The organism is Psychrobacillus syltrankelensis, from assembly GCF_055454035.1.
Window position 1 is genome coordinate 3,879,619 of sequence record NZ_CM144227.1, and the last position, 17,285, is coordinate 3,896,903.

The 17,285-nt window shown below is 36.0% G+C and carries 19 protein-coding genes; 9 read left to right on the forward strand and 10 right to left on the reverse strand.

Features of this window, described 5'->3' with window-relative positions:
* The first annotated feature begins 113 nt into the window (after positions 1-113).
* The 4 genes from ACTSKG_RS19140 (at position 114) to ACTSKG_RS19155 (ending at position 2,857) form a co-directional block, all read left to right on the forward strand.
* Entirely contained in the window at positions 114-1,325 is a 1,212-nt protein-coding gene (locus ACTSKG_RS19140; RefSeq protein ID WP_464756112.1) for an NAD(P)/FAD-dependent oxidoreductase, read from the forward strand.
* Positions 1,326-1,397: 72 nt separating this feature from the next.
* Positions 1,398-1,889 (forward strand): NUDIX domain-containing protein, encoded by a 492-nt coding sequence (locus ACTSKG_RS19145; protein WP_464756113.1) that lies wholly within the window; start codon positions 1,398-1,400, stop codon positions 1,887-1,889.
* Between the two features lie 375 nt (positions 1,890-2,264).
* A complete protein-coding gene (locus ACTSKG_RS19150) occupies positions 2,265-2,405 on the forward strand; it encodes a YuiA family protein (RefSeq protein WP_464756114.1) in 141 nt (46 codons plus the stop codon).
* A gap of 128 nt (positions 2,406-2,533) precedes the next feature.
* On the forward strand, positions 2,534-2,857 hold the full coding sequence (locus ACTSKG_RS19155; RefSeq protein ID WP_387585779.1) for a YuiB family protein: 324 nt from the start codon (positions 2,534-2,536) through the stop codon (positions 2,855-2,857).
* Between the two features lie 233 nt (positions 2,858-3,090).
* Here the strand turns inward: ACTSKG_RS19155 and ACTSKG_RS19160 are convergent, their stop codons facing one another.
* Positions 3,091-3,567 (reverse strand): divergent PAP2 family protein, encoded by a 477-nt coding sequence (locus ACTSKG_RS19160; RefSeq protein ID WP_464756115.1) that lies wholly within the window; start codon positions 3,565-3,567, stop codon positions 3,091-3,093.
* 122 nt (positions 3,568-3,689) lie between these two features.
* On the opposite strand from ACTSKG_RS19160, the gene ACTSKG_RS19165 reads away from it, so the two are divergent.
* Both ACTSKG_RS19165 and ACTSKG_RS19170 read left to right on the forward strand, forming a co-directional pair.
* Complete coding sequence (locus ACTSKG_RS19165; protein ID WP_464756116.1) at positions 3,690-5,192, forward strand: leucyl aminopeptidase; 1,503 nt, start codon at positions 3,690-3,692, stop codon at positions 5,190-5,192.
* Between the two features lie 59 nt (positions 5,193-5,251).
* Entirely contained in the window at positions 5,252-5,548 is a 297-nt protein-coding gene (locus tag ACTSKG_RS19170) for a hypothetical protein (protein ID WP_464756117.1), read from the forward strand.
* 53 nt (positions 5,549-5,601) lie between these two features.
* Here ACTSKG_RS19170 and mnhG read toward each other — a convergent pair whose 3' ends face one another.
* From mnhG to ACTSKG_RS19205, 7 genes are read right to left on the reverse strand one after another with little or no spacing between them, the layout of a single operon-like run.
* Complete coding sequence (gene mnhG / locus ACTSKG_RS19175; protein WP_464756118.1) at positions 5,602-5,964, reverse strand: monovalent cation/H(+) antiporter subunit G; 363 nt, start codon at positions 5,962-5,964, stop codon at positions 5,602-5,604.
* Positions 5,948-6,229 (reverse strand): Na(+)/H(+) antiporter subunit F1, encoded by a 282-nt coding sequence (locus tag ACTSKG_RS19180; RefSeq protein ID WP_387585770.1) that lies wholly within the window; start codon positions 6,227-6,229, stop codon positions 5,948-5,950. Before ACTSKG_RS19180 ends, mnhG begins: the two co-directional genes overlap by 17 nt.
* Entirely contained in the window at positions 6,226-6,705 is a 480-nt protein-coding gene (locus ACTSKG_RS19185; RefSeq protein WP_464756119.1) for a Na+/H+ antiporter subunit E, read from the reverse strand. The genes ACTSKG_RS19180 and ACTSKG_RS19185 overlap by 4 nt, the downstream gene beginning before the upstream one ends.
* Positions 6,705-8,135, reverse strand: a complete 1,431-nt coding sequence (locus ACTSKG_RS19190) for a Na+/H+ antiporter subunit D (RefSeq protein WP_464758072.1) — start codon at positions 8,133-8,135, stop codon at positions 6,705-6,707. The genes ACTSKG_RS19185 and ACTSKG_RS19190 overlap by 1 nt, the downstream gene beginning before the upstream one ends.
* Before the next feature lie 49 nt (positions 8,136-8,184).
* Positions 8,185-8,526 carry a Na(+)/H(+) antiporter subunit C gene (locus ACTSKG_RS19195; protein WP_464756120.1) on the reverse strand — a complete coding sequence of 114 codons (342 nt, stop codon included), beginning with the start codon at positions 8,524-8,526 and terminating at the stop codon, positions 8,185-8,187.
* A complete protein-coding gene (locus ACTSKG_RS19200; protein ID WP_464756121.1) occupies positions 8,526-8,948 on the reverse strand; it encodes a Na(+)/H(+) antiporter subunit B in 423 nt (140 codons plus the stop codon). The genes ACTSKG_RS19195 and ACTSKG_RS19200 overlap by 1 nt, the downstream gene beginning before the upstream one ends.
* Positions 8,935-11,367 carry a Na+/H+ antiporter subunit A gene (locus ACTSKG_RS19205; RefSeq protein WP_464756122.1) on the reverse strand — a complete coding sequence of 811 codons (2,433 nt, stop codon included), beginning with the start codon at positions 11,365-11,367 and terminating at the stop codon, positions 8,935-8,937. The genes ACTSKG_RS19200 and ACTSKG_RS19205 overlap by 14 nt, the downstream gene beginning before the upstream one ends.
* 159 nt (positions 11,368-11,526) lie before the next feature.
* On the opposite strand from ACTSKG_RS19205, the gene ACTSKG_RS19210 reads away from it, so the two are divergent.
* Complete coding sequence (locus ACTSKG_RS19210; protein ID WP_464756123.1) at positions 11,527-12,087, forward strand: DUF5366 family protein; 561 nt, start codon at positions 11,527-11,529, stop codon at positions 12,085-12,087.
* A 737-nt stretch (positions 12,088-12,824) separates the two neighbouring features.
* On the opposite strand, the gene ACTSKG_RS19215 is transcribed toward ACTSKG_RS19210, so the two are convergent.
* The gene (locus tag ACTSKG_RS19215; RefSeq protein WP_464756124.1) at positions 12,825-13,700 is read right to left on the reverse strand and encodes a TetR/AcrR family transcriptional regulator; all 876 of its coding nucleotides are present in this window, start codon (positions 13,698-13,700) and stop codon (positions 12,825-12,827) included.
* A 144-nt stretch (positions 13,701-13,844) separates the two neighbouring features.
* Here ACTSKG_RS19215 and ACTSKG_RS19220 point away from each other — a divergent pair, with 144 nt between their 5' ends.
* Together ACTSKG_RS19220 and ACTSKG_RS19225 are read left to right on the forward strand one after the other, a co-directional pair.
* Positions 13,845-15,074, forward strand: a complete 1,230-nt coding sequence (locus ACTSKG_RS19220) for a DHA2 family efflux MFS transporter permease subunit (protein ID WP_464756125.1) — start codon at positions 13,845-13,847, stop codon at positions 15,072-15,074.
* A 6-nt stretch (positions 15,075-15,080) separates the two neighbouring features.
* Positions 15,081-15,338 (forward strand): hypothetical protein, encoded by a 258-nt coding sequence (locus tag ACTSKG_RS19225; protein ID WP_464756126.1) that lies wholly within the window; start codon positions 15,081-15,083, stop codon positions 15,336-15,338.
* Positions 15,339-15,422: 84 nt separating this feature from the next.
* On the opposite strand, the gene ACTSKG_RS19230 is transcribed toward ACTSKG_RS19225, so the two are convergent.
* Positions 15,423-17,282, reverse strand: a complete 1,860-nt coding sequence (locus ACTSKG_RS19230; RefSeq protein ID WP_464756127.1) for a transglycosylase domain-containing protein — start codon at positions 17,280-17,282, stop codon at positions 15,423-15,425.
* Between the last annotated feature and the right edge of the window lie 3 nt (positions 17,283-17,285).

Sequence of the window (17,285 nt, forward strand, 5' to 3'; positions counted from 1 at the left end):
AATATAGGAAGTAAGAGATTTTTGTCGTAAATATGACAAAGAACATGGCTTGCATGGTGAGATACGATTATGTAGGTCTGCTAAAAAATATATTAAAGGTGGTTGCGATCTTCGTGAAAAGACCAACAATTCTAGTATTAGGTGCAGGATACGGTGGATTATCTACAGTAGTTAACCTTCAAAAAATAGTAGGTACTGATGAGGCAGATATTATTCTAGTAAACAAAAATGATTACCATTATGAATCTACATGGTTGCATGAAGCTTCTGCTGGTACATTACGTCCTGACCAAGTTAGATATGATGTAAAAGATGTTATTAATTCTAGCAAAGTTAAATTTGTAAAAGCAACGGTTGATGCAATTGATGTAAATACAAAAAAAATTACAACTAGTGCTGGTGAATTTACATATGACTACTTAGTAATTGGATTAGGCTTTGAAGGAGAAACTTTCGGAATTACTGGCTTAGACAAATATGCACTTTCAATTGCTAACGTAAATGCTGCTCGTCAAATTCGTGATCATATTGAATATCAATTTGCAACATGGTCAACGGAAGAAACGCATGATGATAGCCGCTTAACAATCGTTGTTGGTGGAGCTGGATTCTCAGGTATTGAGTTTTTAGGTGAACTAGGAAATCGAATTCCTGAACTTTGTAAAGAATATGATGTACCAAAAGAAAAAGTTCGCGTAGTTTGCGTTGAAGCTGCTCCAATGGTACTTCCAGGATTTGATCCTGAATTAGTAGAATATGCTGTAAGACAACTAGAGTCTAAAGGTATTGAATTCTCTATCGGTACACCGGTAGTAGAAGCAACTCCAGAAGGTGTTAAAATTAAAAAAGGCGAAGAAGAATTTGAATTTATCAAAGCTGGTACTGTTGTATGGGCTGCTGGAGTTCGAGGAAATCGCCTAATCGAATCTTCAGGCATTGAAAATATGCGCGCACGTGTAAAAGTAGATAAAGATATGCGTGCTCCTGGTTTCCCAGATGTATTCATCGTTGGTGACTGTGCACTTATGATCAATGAAGAAGCTAACCGTCCATATCCTCCAACAGCACAAATTGCAATGCAACAAGCAGTTACTGTTGCAAAAAATATTGTTGCACTAATGAAAGGGAATGAAACAGAAGAATTTGTTCCTGCTCTAAAAGGTACAGTATGCTCACTAGGAGAACATGATGCAATTGGTGATGTAATGGGTAAAAAAATTACGGGAACGAAAGCATCTATCATGAAAAAAGTTATCGATAACCGTGCTTTATACATGATCGGTGGAGTTCCTCTTGTGTTGAAAAAAGGTAAGTTTTCTTTATAATTTCTATTAATAACGTTAAGCTCTCTCTGTATATATAATTACAGGGAGAGCTTTTTTAAAGGAGTTTTTTATATGGCAAGAGAGGATAGAGGGAGTATTTGGTTAGGGGTAGCTGGATTAATCGTAAATGATCGTGGAGAATGGCTAGTTGTAAAAAAAAGATACGGTGGACTTCATGGACGCTGGTCATTTCCAGCGGGATTTGTAAACAAAGATGAAACAGTAGATGAGGCTGTACTTAGGGAAGTGAAAGAGGAAACAGGGGTAGATTGTAAAGTGGTTAGCATGATTGGTTTTAGAAGTGGTGTCATACGCAATAAAATCAGTGACAACATGGCAATTTTTCTACTTACACCAACCGAAAAAGACCCAATTATACAAGCACAACTTTCAGAACTATATGAAGTAAAATGGATACATCCAGATGAATTACGTGTAGATGAAGATGCTTCAGTCTTGATTCAAGAACTGGCTCAAAAGAAAATAGCAGATGGTTTTGAAACAATGGAAGGTATTAACCCAGGAGATGTATTTGGTTATAGTAGCTATAAACTATTCTTTTAACTTTTCTATGAACATTATTGGGAAGTAGGAGCAATTTACCGAAGCATAAATTAATTTACTGGAGTACGATAAACATCATTACCGAAACCAAACGCACCATAATAATTCAAGCTGGCGACGGACAAACATCCGCATATTACCGGATAAAAGGATCGTGAAGTGACTAAGTCATTTTACGATCTATTACTCTAACGGTACTAATGTAGTTAATGTTTCGTTCAAAGCTCTCTTGAAACGGTGAAGACAAGTTCCATTTAAAGTATTTAATCAACAAGAAAATATTGAAAAAAAGACACATCAACCACTTTTCATATTTACAATAAATAAATAATATGATATATTATCTGAATATTAAAAATATGAGGAGGCGTTTAAATGGAATTAAAAAAAGAAACAAATCTAAAGTATTGCCCTTACTGTAAGGGTAAAGGTTATTTCCAACTAAGATTAGGAGGATCTGAAACGTGTGGTCGTTGTAATGGATCAGGAAAAAGGGATGTTAACCTAATTCAGTAACATGCACGGACTGAGGCAAAATGCCGAGAGATATTTGATTATGACAAATAAGTGAAATCGAACAAGTACGTTGAATACTAGCCTCCGTTAAGGTAAACTATTTAAAGATGCTACGGAGGTAATAGATTATGGACTTTATGATCGTACAAATGATACTTTCAGTTCTTATATTTTTTGTAATGTTTTTCGGAATTGCCTTCTTATTGAATATGCTATTACGAATGACTTGGTTTATGGCTGTACTTTATCCATTAGTTGTAATACTCATTATTGATGAGGTACGCTTTTTTGATTACTTTACGAAAACAGGAACTGCTTTTTCTGCTTTAGGGCATAAAATTGTTTCTCTACATGCTGCAGATATCATCATTTTATCTAGTGGATTAGTGGGAGCAATTGCAGCCGGTTTTGTAATGAAATATCTTCGAAAAAATGGATATCAAATGTTTTAAAAGAGAAAGGATAACTCATTTAATGGGTTATCCTTTTTCTTTTTTTGTGCTATATCTTAAAATAGACGAGAGCAATCTCGACGGAAACGAGAGCAATTTCGACTGATACGAGAGCATACACCGTCAGAGTATAACCGAAAAAGGCTAAGGAAGTGACGCAGTCACTTTCCTAGCCAAATTTCTTTTTAAATACTATAGCAAAAATTGCGCTTTAAAGTGGACTTGCGAATTTTTTATACTAAAGTGTTATATATTACAATTGAAATTGCAATACCAGTGAGTGCTCCCATTAGAACTTCGATTGGTTTATGACCAAGCAAGGTTTTTAGTTCTTTCATCTTTTCTTCGTTTTTCTTTTGTGCCCATCCTTTTGTTTGTTCAACAAATGTTTGAAAATCTGCACGCATTTGATTGATGATTATTGCTTGTTGGCCTGCTTGAAAACGGACACCAGTTGCATCAAACATAACGATTACTGCAAAAACAGTAGCCACCGCGAAAAGTGGGGAATCTAGCCCAGCTTCAAATGCAATTGCAGTACAAAGGGAAGTTACAGCTGCTGAGTGAGAACTAGGCATTCCACCAGTAGAAGTGAATAATTTCCAGTCTAATTTCTTTGTCATTAAAAAATGAATCGGAATCTTTACAAATTGAGCAAAGAAAATAGAAAAAAGTGCAGCCCATAATGGAGTGTTTTGGAGGATTGCCAAAGTAGACACCGCCTTTCATCTTAAACTTTAAGTAAGACTAGTATAACACATTCATACTATTCGAAAAATGTATCTTCTTCCTATATAATTAATATGTATTCGAATTTCAAGGAGGAAAAAGAATGATTATTAGCACTAATGCTGTTTTGTTCGAGGAAGTTCAGTCGGAAACGATAGTAGTTGCTGTTTCTAAACACGTAGAAAATACAAGCAATTGGAACGATCTTTTAGAATGCTTTGGTTCACATATTATGGACTGGGTAAAAGATGGGGACATTTCTTCAGATCTTAAAAAAATTGTGAAAGTACCTGTTGCAAATAAAGATGCTGTAAAAAGAATTCTCTTTGTTGGTATTGGAGATCGGAAACAATTATCACAAGAAAGCGTTCGTGAAATTTTTGGTCTTGTTGGGAAAGAACTTTTATCAAGCAAGCCTGAATCTTTAGCAATTTGGGTTTCTTCATTCACAACAGAATCTATTTCTGAAGCAGATGTAGCTTATTTGGCAGCGGAGGGAATTGGTATGGGTTCTTTCACATATGAAGGATACAAAACAACTTCTAATGTGCCAGATTATTATTTACCAGCAATTGAATTATTAACAAATGAAGATGAGGACGAAGTGGTTTCTTATTTTGAAGTAGGAACAATTTATGCAGATGCTGTAAATGAAGCTAGAATATTAGTGAATACACCAGGTAACGTCCTAACCTCCACCCAATTAGGAGAATACGCAAGAGAACTTGGCAATACATATGAATTTGAGACCGAGATATTAGGTAAAAAGGAAATTGAAGAACTAGGTATGGGTGCTCTTCTTGCCGTCAATCAAGGATCTGTTGAAGAACCTCGATTAATTGTCTTGAAGTATCAAGCAACCGAAAAATGGGAAGATGTAGTAGCTCTTGTCGGTAAAGGAATTACATTCGATACTGGAGGCTACTCTATTAAAACAAAAACAGGTATTGTCGGTATGAAAGGCGACATGGGCGGTGCTGCTGCAGTCCTTGGAGCTATGCAAATAATTGGGGAGCTCCGTCCAAACAAAAACGTACTTGCGGTTATTGCATCTACCGACAATATGATTTCTGGGAATGCTTTTAAACCAGACGATGTCATTACTTCTATGAGTGGTAAAACGATTGAAATTTTAAACACGGATGCAGAAGGACGTTTAGTTCTTGCAGATGCAGTAACTTATGCTAAACAACAAGGTGCTGACTATATAGTAGATGTTGCTACACTTACAGGCGGCGTTATTACTGCACTTGGTTACGATAAAACTGGTGCCCTTACAAATAATGAAGCGTTTTTTGAAATGTTTATGGAGTCTTCCATTGAAACAGGAGAATTTACTTGGAGATTGCCTTTAACAGAAAATGATAAAAAACGTATTCGTAAAAGTGATGTAGCCGATCTTAACAATTCACCTGGTGGAGATGGTCATATGATTTTCGGTGGTGGTTTTGTAGGAGAATTCGTTGAAAATACACCATGGATTCATTTAGATATCGCTGGAACATCTGATACAAAATCTCCCCATGATTTTGGCCCTAAAGGGGGTACAGGTGTTATGGTCCGTACACTTGCAACACTGATCGAAAGAATGGCAGACGAAGAATAGGGCAAACGCACAGACTCACTTTCCCCAGTAGCATACACTGAGGGGAAAGGAGGAGAAGCATGGTAAGATTTCGGGGAGGTTTTAGAGGTCCCGGTTTTGGCGGTTTTAGAGGTCGTGGTTTTGGAGGTTTCAGAGGTCCCGGTTTTGGCCGGTTTGGAGGCTTTGGAGGACCATTCTTTGGAGGCTTCGGAAGTCCATTTGTAGGGGGCTTAGTAGGAGGTCTTGTAGGTTCTTCGTTAATTGGAGGGTTCGGTTACCCAGGATACGGATACGGAGGATACGGATACGGAGGATATCCATATTACCCACCATATCCTTACGCATATCCATATCCGTATTATGGAGGATTTTATTAAAAAAAACAAAAAGCTTTTGCAACCGCGGATTTTTGCGGATTGCAAAAGCTTTATTATTTTTCAAGTTCTCTTTTTTTCTTCACAACTTCAGCAAGATCATCTCGTACGGATTTATCCCACATTTTCACACCAGATAAATAAGCAGCTCTTCCCATCATATGTCCACCAACTGGTCCAGTGACAAAAAGGAAGACTATTCCTAACAAAATGCGTGAGTTAAAACTACCTTCAATTAACCAAAAGTGAAAAAACACTCCGAGTAATATACTCATAACACCAAGAGTTGCACTTTTGGATGCTGCATGTGCGCGTGAATATGCATCTGGAAGTCTTATTAATCCAATGGCAGTTACAAGGATAAAGATAGTTCCAAAAGAAATAGTAGCAATGATTAAAATATTAGCTATTACGGTCACGTTGAATAATTACTCCCTTCTCCGTGAATTTAGAAAAAGCAACTGTTCCAATGAAGGAAAGAATCGCTAGGAGCAAAATGACATCTAAAAAATATCCAGTATCAAAGAGTATGGAAATGAGCCCGATTAAAGATATAATACCAACTCCAATAGCATCTAAGGCTATTACTCGGTCAGGAGTTGAAGGTCCCTTCACAAGGCGATATAAGAAGCCTAACAGCGATATACCTATAAGTACAACAATTACCCCAAAAAAGGTCGTCATGATTTGCTCACCTCCAAAATTGCCTTTTCAAATGTATCTTTGATTGAATTGATCGCATCATCTGCGTTTTCAAAATCAATAGTATGAATATAAAGGGTTTTATTATCATCCGAGATATCAATTACAATTGTGCCTGGTGTTAGTGTGATAAGACTGGACAAAAGTGTAATTTCCCAGTCTTTTTCAAGAACAGTAGGCATTGCAAATATAGCGGGGCGTATTGGCATCTTCGGTTTAATGATCAAGAGTAAAACGGAAATATTTGATAATGTTAGTTCTTTTAGGAATAATATAGTTAGTTTAATAACTGCCCAAATTCTATCCAAATAAAATCTAGAAGAAAAAGATTTTCGTAGCATCCATAACATTAATATTCCAAGTAAATAACCAATGATAAATGTTGTGGGTTTAAATGAAACGGATAAAAACATCCAAGTTAATGCGATTACAACATTTAATAATATTTGAAAAGCCATTATTTCACCCCTTTAAATACGGCATCCGTATAAACGGAAGGGTTTAGTAATACTGTTGTAGCGTCCTTCATAAAAGGGATAATATATTCTGAACCAACCCCATATAAAACTGTGATAGCTACTAAACAAACCGCTGGGGTTAATAAATGACGATACATTTTCGGATTAAGCTTCTGCACAACTTTCTCTTCACCCCAAAATGCATAGATGAAAATACGCATAACAGAAAGTAACACAATCAAGCTAGAAGCAAGGATGAAAATACTTTGCCAAGTATGTTCACCTTCAAATCCCCCTTGGACAATTAAAAGTTTTCCTATAAAACCACTTAGAGGAGGAATACCAGCTAGTCCAAATGCTGCAACTAGATAGCTCCATGCTAATGCAGGGTAACGCTTCATAAGTCCACCCATTTTACGTAAATCGGATGTGCCGGTAATTTTGATAACTATACCGATTAATAAAAACAGTGCACCTTTTATTAAAATATCATGGATTAAATAAAATATAGAACCAAGCATCCCATTTTCATTCATTATAGATGCTCCAAATAATATAACTCCAACTGCAATTACAATATTGTAAATAATAATTTGTTTTACATCGAAGTATGCTAGTGCACCTATACAACCTGCTATAATTGTGATGATAGAAATAATCATGAGTAATTCATGTGTAAAGCCCACATCAGTTGTGAAGAACAATGTATACGTCCGTATAATGGCATAAACGCCTACTTTAGTTAATAACGCCCCAAAAAGAGTGAGTATTGGAATTGGGGGAGCTGCATATGATCCTGGTAACCAAAAGAATAGAGGGAAGATAGCCCCTTTAATACCAAACACGATAAGAAAAAGTACAGCGATCACAGTGATAATTCCTGCTTGTCCTATTTCCGCAAGTTTAATCGAAATATCAGCCATATTCAACGTACCGACTACAGAATATAAGTACCCTACTGTAATTACAAAAAGCGAAGAGGAAACAATATTCACGAGTATGTATTTAATAGATTCTTTTAACTGAGCTTTTTCTCCACCTAAAACAATGAGTACATAAGAGGACATTAACAGTACTTCAAAGAAAACGAACATATTGAAAATATCTCCGGTTGTAAAAGCACCGTTTACTCCAGTTAACATGAACATAATTGCTGGATAGTAAAATGCTTTCTCTCGGTCTTCTCCGATGGAAGTAAAACTGTACCATACTACGAACAGAGCAATGATAAGAGAAGATGTCACTAATAATACAGAGAGCATATCCGATACCATCGTAATGCCAAAAGGGGGAGCCCAACTACCTAATGTAAGGGTTTGAACGCCATCTGATTTTACTTTTATTAATAGCACTATTGCGGATGCCAGTGCCAACAAGAGTCCAATCATCACAGTTATTCTCTGAGCTCTCACTTTTTTAGGGAAAAACAATAAAATAGCTGCAAAAAGGAACGGGATGAGGACTGGAAATAATAATAAATTAATCATTGTCTTCTGTTCCTTTCATTAATTCCATATTGTCTGTACCAAGTTCTTTATACGTGCGGTAAGCAAGCACTAAAGAAAAGGCAGTAACACCGAAACTGATTACGATAGCAGTCAATATTAAAGCTTGCGGAATGGGATCTACATAGTCTGTAACTCCATTTGTTAACACCGGAGCAGCTTTTCCATTTAAACCGCCCATCGTTAATAGTAAGAGATGGGTTCCATGACTTAACAAGCCAGTTCCTATAATTATTCGAAGCAAGCTTCTGGAAAGTATTAAATAAATGGCTGCCATGAATAGAAAGCCGATTAAAATGGACATTAAAATTTCCATTATTCATCTCCTCCAATCATTTGAATAATGGTCATAGTGACTCCGACAACAACTAAGTAAACACCAGTATCAAAAAACATGGCCGTATGAATTGAAGTTACCCCAAGAAGAGGCAAGTTGAAATCACTATATACATGCGTAAAGAAAGGGACATTAAAGAAAATAGAACCAGCTGCCGTAGCAAGAGAGGTTAACAAACCGATTGCGGTTATTACAGTGTAGTTAACTGGTAGCATTTCTTTTACCGTTTTTAAGTCAAATGCTAGTAGTAATAAAACAATTGCACTAGACATTAATAACCCACCAACAAATCCTCCACCTGGTGCATAATGGCCTGCAAAAAAGATATGGATTGAGAATAGAAAAATAATGAAGAAAACTACTTTAGTAGTCGTTTGGATAATTAAATCATTTGTTTTCAATTTTTCTATCTCCTTTCTTTTTTGCAAGACGTAAAGTAATCATGCCGATGATTCCAAGTGAGGCAATCGTTAATACGCTTATTTCGAACAATGTATCAAATCCACGATAATCTACTAAAATAACGTTTACGATATTCTTACCACCAGCCTCCGTATATACAGTATCTTTATAGTACTGTGAGATGGAAAGCATAAGTTTTTGAGAGTGAGATGAAATAGCGATTAACGTAACCATTACACCTACTCCAAGTGCTATAATAAAATTACCTAAACGGAAACGACGATCTTCTTTTCCTTTTTCATGTGTATTCATCTTCGGTAGATGATAAAATGCACCTAGAAATAAAGCAACTGAAACTGTTTCGATTACTAATTGTGTTAATGCAAGATCTGGGGCTTTAAACAGAATATAGAACAATGCAACTGTATAGCCTACTGCTCCAAGTGCGATAATAGCAGTTAGCCTTGATTTTGTAACTAGAATAGTAATAGTACTAATAACTAAAATAATCGAAATTAGTATTTCAAAGAAACGAATAGGTGCTAGGTTATCAAAACTAATAGTAAATGCATCTTTCAGCCACATCGTTCCACCAAGCAATACAATGATTGCGGCAAACATATACACAAAATAGGAGCGAATAGAGCCTGTCATGTAAATGGATGACAAACGATTAAATCCAGCATCCGTAAGACGCATCAAGCCATCATACATATTGTTTAAAGTAAATTTGGCTGGTAGTTTTTCGTAAGATGGAGACCATTTGGCAATAGTTTTAAATAATATAAAACCTACTAGAAAAATTCCAAGCGTCATATACAAAGAAGGGGAGTGAAAACCATGCCAAGCTTTAATCGTAAATCCAACATCTGCTGGAATACTGTAAGCTAAAGGCTGAATAGCTGCTACTGCTGGCTTAATAAATGTACGTCCAACAAAATTTGGGACAAAGAAAATAACTAAGACAAGTGTTGCTAATACCGCAGGTGACAAAAGCATTCCAATTGGTGCTTCATGCGCTGCTTTTGGTAATTGCTCGGGTTTATGTGTTCCTCGAAATGTATGAAATACAAAATACATACTATATACAAATGTAAATACACTTGCAATCCATGCAATAACAGGGAACAAAATGCCCCAAGAATCCATTGCATATAGATCAAAGTGTTGTAAATTTAGAACGGCTTCTAAAAACATTTCTTTACTCAAAAATCCGTTTAACGGTGGGACTCCAGCCATTGATAAGCTACCTATTAAAGCAATCGTAAAACTTATTGGCATTATACTCATTAACCCACCAAGTTTTCGGATATCTCTCGTCCCAGTTTGATGATCTACTATTCCAGCAATCATGAACAAACTTCCTTTAAAAGTAGCATGATTGATTAGATGAAAAATGGCTGCAAATGTTGCAAATGTAAAAGTAGTTACTAAATCTCCTGTGACATGATAAGCAACTGAACCGATTCCAAGTAAGGACATGATCAAACCAAGTTGACTAACGGTTGAAAAAGCAAGAATCCCTTTTAAATCCGTTTGCTTAATGGCAAAGAAAGAGCCCCAGAATAATGTGAGAATTCCTATTCCAGTTACAAGCCAAATCCAAACTTCAGAAAAAGCAAAAATAGGAGTAAATCTTGCGACTAAATATAATCCAGCTTTGACCATCGTAGCGGAGTGTAAATAGGCGCTAACTGGCGTTGGGGCTTCCATTGCATCCGGTAACCAAATGTAAAAAGGAAACTGTGCAGATTTCGTAAATGCTCCAAGTAACACTAATACAAGAGCCAATACAAAAAGGTCTCGTCCAGCAAGTGCTGGAGCTTGTCCAATCAGTTCTCGAATGGAGAAAGTGTCACCAATGATTCCTAGAATTACAAACCCTCCAAGCATCATAAGTCCGCCAAATACAGTGATCATCATCGATTTTAATGCCCCGAAACGAGAAGCATCTCTCGTATACCAATATCCGATTAGAAGAAAAGAGGATATGGACGTTAATTCCCAAAAGAAATACAAGCTGATTAAATTGTCAGATTGAACGACTCCTAGCATTGCACTCATAAAAATTAATAGGTATACGTAAAAGTTTCCAAGCTTTTCTTTTTTCTTATCCAAATAAAAAATGGAGTATAAAATAACTAGAGATCCAATCCCAGTAATTAATAAAGAAAAAAGCAAGCTTAATCCGTCTATGTAAGAAACAATGGATATTCCCAGGGATGGAATCCAAGGAAGTTCTTGCGTAATAGTGGTTCCACCCATTATAGATGGTATGTAGGCGGCATAAAAGCAGACCAATGCTACTGAGACAATTAAAACAAACCATCCTGTGTGAATTCTAGGAGCTTTCTTAAATATAAAAGGAATCACCAGAGCAACAACAATAGGAATGAAAATTGCAAAAACTAAGGACAAAGGAACCCTCCTTTCAAAAGTATGTATTTATATGCATCTTTAAAATTATAACGCAAAAGTGAGGTAATTGCATGGCAAAGTAACTGAAAGCTACTTGCAGAATGTACCTTTTCTTGGATATGATACAATCGTATACATTATAGAATATGAGGAGCAGTTATGAAGAACCCATATGTGTTTGGATTTTTACCATTAATTACTATTTTATTATTCAGTTTATCTTTTTCCATCTTTACAATGAACAAAGCACTGGAACTTTTTAAAGTTATCGGTGTCTATAGTGGTATGAGAGAGTTTCTGTCGGATTTGGAGTTGAAATTATTTTTACTTATTATTTTTGCTCTCATTTATTTTATGCTTTTTTCTGCACTCAAGTTAATTGCTGAAACGATTCATGAATTAGGTATGTTATTTTTCTCGAAGGATCTAGAGGGAAAGACAATTTCACAAGCTCGAGGCGGGTACGTTATATTTTTTATTGGAGCGGTGGTTTCTGCAATAGGTTTTCAATCTCTTCCAATATTGCTAGCGGTCTTTATATCTACAGCATTCATTTATTTTGTCTATGTCGTTTTTAAATTAAGCAGTTCGATGAGTATGTTGGGGACAGTCGGTTTAATCATGTTCGAGATTCTTGTATGGAGCCTTTTTTTAGCATTAGTGATCTATGTAATTATTAAACTTTATAACGGAGTTATGGCGAGTTTACCATTTTTATAATTTAAAAAAGAAGCTACAGATTCATAGCTTCTCAGACTGTAGCCAAACTCGAAAAAATCGAGCTTGGCTACAGTCATTTTTTAAAGACAAGAGAAAGTATATGAAATACCGTGTTCATTGGTTTTTTTGTTTCACACGATTGACTAGTGTTGATTTGTTGCCATCTCAAATAAAGTTAACTCTTTATATTGAGAAATGGTTGCTTTCTTCAAGGATTTGGTTGCTTTCAGTAAAGAATTTGTTGCTTTCAGTATAGAATCTGTAGCTTTCACCTTACAATTAGTCGCTCTATGACAGTTTTTGACTTTTTATTTGAGTATTTAAACTTAATAATACCAGTAATCCTGTGGAATTTAAGAAAAATAGACAGCATCTATTATTAAAGAAGCGTTGAGCGGACGAAATTGTATCTTCGTCCGCTTTTAAACGAGTAGAATAGAATTTATTCTCTTATTATCCAAAGCTTATGTACCTTGTCTCTATATATTTCAAGAGGGCGACGGACAAACATCCGCCACAAGATTACCGAAAAAAGAGGATCTGGAAGTGACAGCGTCACTTCCAGATCCTCTATAAAGTTCTTCGTTAATAGTGTAGCCGATGTTTATTCCAAAGCACTCGGGAATTAGTGAAGAACAGGTGCACTTAAAAGCCGTTTGCACTTTTCTTATTTTTCAAAGTTATTGATATGAAGATTCGATGGAATTATCCTAAACGATACCTCTAATAATCATAGTTCATAAAATATATCTTTTTAATTGACTAACGATATTATTCAGTTCGTGGTCTTTTCCAATAAAGTCCAGCAATGCATGAATAAGAATGGACTTAGGTGTCTCTTTTGTAAGTTCCTCCTGCAGCAAAGCGATCGCATCGTTTAGCTCCGCTTTTCGGAAATTTGTTATTGGAAGCTCTTTAACGGTAGATAATAAGTTACCAATCAAATGTGTTCGATATTCTTCTACTGGAATTGATTTTTCTGCTATTTCATATTGCATATAATTGTCCATTAGAGAACTTTGCAAGAGCGGCTTTGTTTTCTTTTGTAAGATACATTCGGATAGTTCTTCGATTCGATCTGCAATATAAATCGCAATATTTCTACTACTCAGCGGTTTGTTTTCGTATAGCACAAGGAAAATAAATTCTCTCGCAATCCCGTTATACATTATAACTAAATCCCAAATATTAGGGCAGACTATTTCTCCAAGAAATCGAATCAAACTCTCTTTACTATATTTTAGGTGATTTGCTCTTAAACGAAGGAAGTAAGGGGCAAAATGTCCCTTTGAAGTGTTCATTTTTTTGATATCATGCATAATAAATTTATTATTTAGGAAAAATTCGAAATGACATTCGGTTTCGAGAATAAATACCTCGCGCAAGGATCGTGTTGCATCTTCTCGAATGTTTTCAATTTTAGTGTACATGGCCATCTGTTGTGAATCGTGAAAAGCAATATATAAATCTTCTTTTGATGGGAAAAATTTATATAAGGACCCTTTGGCAATTCCACAATCATCAGCTATTTCTTGTATGGAAGTAGCCTCATAGCCCTTCTCCGAAAAATGTCGAGAAGCAGAGTCAATAATATTTTGTCTGATAATGCTCAAGGTTTTCCTCCTAATAAATATATTTGACATTGAATTTAAAAAAAGTAGAATAAAAAAGTAACCTTTGACTGGATAGTTTTTCTAAAAAACTATAGGTCAATAGTAAAACGTTCATCATATCTGGTCAAGGAAAGGAATTAACTTATGTCAACAAAAAACACTGCTTCGGCAGCGCAACAGCCTGAGTTTTCAGTAAAAGCACTTATTATGCCTCTTATGGCCGTAATTATAGGGATGATTATGGTCATTCTGGATAGCACGGTCGTTAATGTCGCAATTCCCAATCTGCAGTCATACTTCGATACTTCGCTTAAAACAATCCAATGGACAATTACAGGTTATACGTTATCCCTTGCGGCCGTAATTCCGCTTGCTGGTTGGTTAACTGATAAGTTCGGGGCAAAACAAGTTTTTTTAACTACAATTGCTTTGTTTACTCTTGGCTCGGTTCTTTGTTCTATCGCTCAGACATCGGAACAGCTCGTGCTTTTCCGCGTTATTCAAGGACTGGGCGGTGGAATGGTTTCTCCAATCGGAATGGCCATGATCTTTAAACTCTCTCCTCCCGATAAGAGGGGATCGGTAATGGCAATGCTTGGTGTTCCTATGCTTCTTGCTCCAGCAGCTGGACCGATTTTGTCAGGATGGCTTATTGGAATTGCATCATGGCATTGGATATTCCTTATTAATCTGCCAATCGGAATTGCAGCAATGTTAGTCGGTTTCAAATACTTGCCAATCATTGAGCGTCATAAAACACCTGCACTTGATGTTTGGGGAATGATATTAGCTCCGATTGCCTTTTCCATGCTTGCGTTCGGTATGAGTGAAGGTGGTACGGATTGGACTTCAACAAGAACATTAACAGGATTAATCGTTGGTGGTTTAGCACTTGCTGTGTTTATTGTTGTGGAGCTTCGTCAGAAACAACCACTTCTAGAGCTTCGTGCATTTGGTTCATCTGATTTCACAAGAGGAGTTATCTTAACTTGGATTTCTCAAATTGCACTTATGGGTTCTATCCTGATGGTTCCCTTATTCTTGCAAAATCTTCTAGGTTATACACCATTGGAAAGCGGGTTAACTACGCTCCCTATGGCGCTTGCTTCTGTTGTGTTTATGCCAATCGGAGGTAAGCTTTTTGATAAAGTGGGGGCTCGTCCGTTAGCTTTTGTTGGATTAATTATTATAACAACCGCTTTATTCTTACTATCTAAAATCGGCCTTGACAGCACTAGGACTACATTGATGCTACCACTAGCTATGATGGGATCCGGTATGGGGTTATCGATGATGGCACTTAATACGCATGTATTAAATTCCGCTCCTCGTAAACTTGTTAGTCGGATAACTCCACTTACAACAGCTACTTAACAAGTCGTGATGTCATTCGCTATTGCTGGATTAACAGGTTTCTTAACTTCTAGAACAACTCACCATATGGTTGAAGCGGGTGCTAATGCCAATCTGGCTCAAAGCTCAGCAGCTGCATTCGGCGATATTTTCTTTCTTACCTCTTGTATTGCTGCCTTTGGTGTACTTATGAGTCTTATCCTACGCAAGCCGCGTTTGAAGGACGACCATGAAGAAAGAAATGAAGAAGATAAACCTGATACAACGATGATGATGGGGCATTAAATTTTATACTTTCCATATCCATAAGGTTAGAATGCAAGTGCCCATTTAACTAAAATAAAAGAAGCTACAAACTCGTAGCTTCTTTTATTCGTACGTCATAATTTTATTGAAAATCGAAAGGTGGATTTTTTTGGATTCAATTGGCTTCATATTTTTAGGCATATCATATCCTATCCATACAGCAGATGTATATTTATCTGTTAGCCCGGCAATCCAATAGTCATAAAAATCATTTGTTGTTCCTGTTTTGGCACCTACATAGGTAGATGTTATAGATATTCCTCTTCCCGTCCCATTTTGAACAACGTCAGAAAGTAATGCCCTCATTGTTTGCACCGTTTTAGGTGACCAAACTTCTAATTTCTCTTCATTCCATTCATATAAAACATTTCCACTTTTATCAGTTACTTTGCGAATTGCATGAGCAGGTTTATACATTCCATTTGTAAAACTAGTGTAAGCATCTGCCATTTCTAATACTGTTACACCATTTGTGAGTCCACCAAGTGCAGCAGCATATGAATGATCTTCCTTTGTTAAATGATTAAATTGAAACTGATTTAGTTTAACAAAAGCATTGTCAATTCCGACAGTTTCTAATAATCGAACAGCGGGGGTGTTATGGCTTAAACGGAATGCTTGTTTAATTGTTACATAACCGTATTCTCTCCCTCCATAGTTTCTAGGACAATAATTACCTATGCATAGTTTACCGCCATTAATCGTATTATTTGGAGTTAGTGTAGTAGTTTCAAAGACTGGTGCATACACAAGTAATGGTTTAAGTGCAGACCCCGGTTGACGGACTGCTTGAAATGCACGATGAAAATCGAACTTTTTATAATCTTTACCGCCAAATATGCTAACAATTTCTCGCGTATCATTGTTTATGACAACTGATGCAGCTTGCAAGTCAGGTGTTTTATAAAGTAAATGGTTTATATATTTTTCATCGTTTTGTTGTTTTAAGGGGCTAAGAGCTGTATAAATCGTAACACCTTGTGAAATTACAGCGTTCACTTTTGTTTGAAGTTCATTTTCGAAAATAAGTTTTTGTTGCTCATTTTGAGCGTTATTCATTTTTTCGATAAAACCTTCTTTTTCAGCAATAATGTTTTTTAATTCATCCAATACATATGTGCTATAGGCAGGGTAAAGTTGTTTTTTTGTTTTGGTAAGTAGAACAATTGGTTCGGTTTTTAATGTTTCTGCATAATCTTTAGATATTTTACCATTTTTCACCAAAACATCTATAAGTAATTCTTGCCGCTTTTTAGTAGCTTCAAAGTGTTCAAGAGGATTATAAATTTTCGGGTTGTTTGGTATAGCACTAATAAAGGCAAGTTCTGCTTCAGATAATTGATTTAGTGGTTTCCCAAAATAATAAGTTGCAGCAGCCCCAATTCCATATACTTGGTTACTAAAATAGATTTCATTTAAATAATTTGCTAAGATTTCTTCTTTAGTAGATTGCTTTTCCATTTCATAAGCATAGACAAGCTCCGTTACTTTACGTTCATACGTCTTTTCAGTAGATAAGTATCTTAACCTAACTAATTGTTGTGTAATCGTACTTGCTCCTTGATCTTTTGAATTTGCGGAAGCATTTGCAAATACGGCTCGGAAAATCGCACTAAAATTAAATCCAATATGGTTGTAAAATTCCACATCTTCACTTTGAATAAACAACTCTTGCACAAACAAAGGAATGGACTCAAGTGGAAGTGGATCTCTCCATTCCACATAATCCTCTGAAAAAGTATGCTCGTTCTCATCTAATAAAACGATTGGAGATGATATGACCGGACTGGAAAGCTGAATGGATTGTGCTAACTCATCATTAAAAGAAGATGCCGCCAGTAATTCAGAATGAATGAATGAATACAAAATCCAAATGATTGGAAAACATATTATGATAAATAAAAAACCTATTAGTTGGCGCATTTG

Excerpts from the sequence above, each read along its gene's own strand:
- ACTSKG_RS19145 (WP_464756113.1), top strand. The coding sequence starts at position 1,398 with ATGGCAAGAGAGGATAGAGGGAGTATTTGGTTAGGGGTAGCTGGATTA.
- ACTSKG_RS19150 (WP_464756114.1), top strand. The coding sequence starts at position 2,265 with ATGGAATTAAAAAAAGAAACAAATCTAAAGTATTGCCCTTACTGTAAG.
- ACTSKG_RS19155 (WP_387585779.1), top strand. The coding sequence starts at position 2,534 with ATGGACTTTATGATCGTACAAATGATACTTTCAGTTCTTATATTTTTT.
- ACTSKG_RS19165 (WP_464756116.1), top strand. The coding sequence starts at position 3,690 with ATGATTATTAGCACTAATGCTGTTTTGTTCGAGGAAGTTCAGTCGGAA.
- ACTSKG_RS19170 (WP_464756117.1), top strand. The coding sequence starts at position 5,252 with ATGGTAAGATTTCGGGGAGGTTTTAGAGGTCCCGGTTTTGGCGGTTTT.
- ACTSKG_RS19180 (WP_387585770.1), bottom strand. The coding sequence starts at position 6,229 with ATGACGACCTTTTTTGGGGTAATTGTTGTACTTATAGGTATATCGCTG.
- ACTSKG_RS19185 (WP_464756119.1), bottom strand. The coding sequence starts at position 6,705 with ATGGCTTTTCAAATATTATTAAATGTTGTAATCGCATTAACTTGGATG.
- ACTSKG_RS19195 (WP_464756120.1), bottom strand. The coding sequence starts at position 8,526 with ATGGAAATTTTAATGTCCATTTTAATCGGCTTTCTATTCATGGCAGCC.
- ACTSKG_RS19210 (WP_464756123.1), top strand. The coding sequence starts at position 11,527 with ATGAAGAACCCATATGTGTTTGGATTTTTACCATTAATTACTATTTTA.
- ACTSKG_RS19220 (WP_464756125.1), top strand. The coding sequence starts at position 13,845 with ATGTCAACAAAAAACACTGCTTCGGCAGCGCAACAGCCTGAGTTTTCA.
- ACTSKG_RS19230 (WP_464756127.1), bottom strand. The coding sequence starts at position 17,282 with ATGCGCCAACTAATAGGTTTTTTATTTATCATAATATGTTTTCCAATC.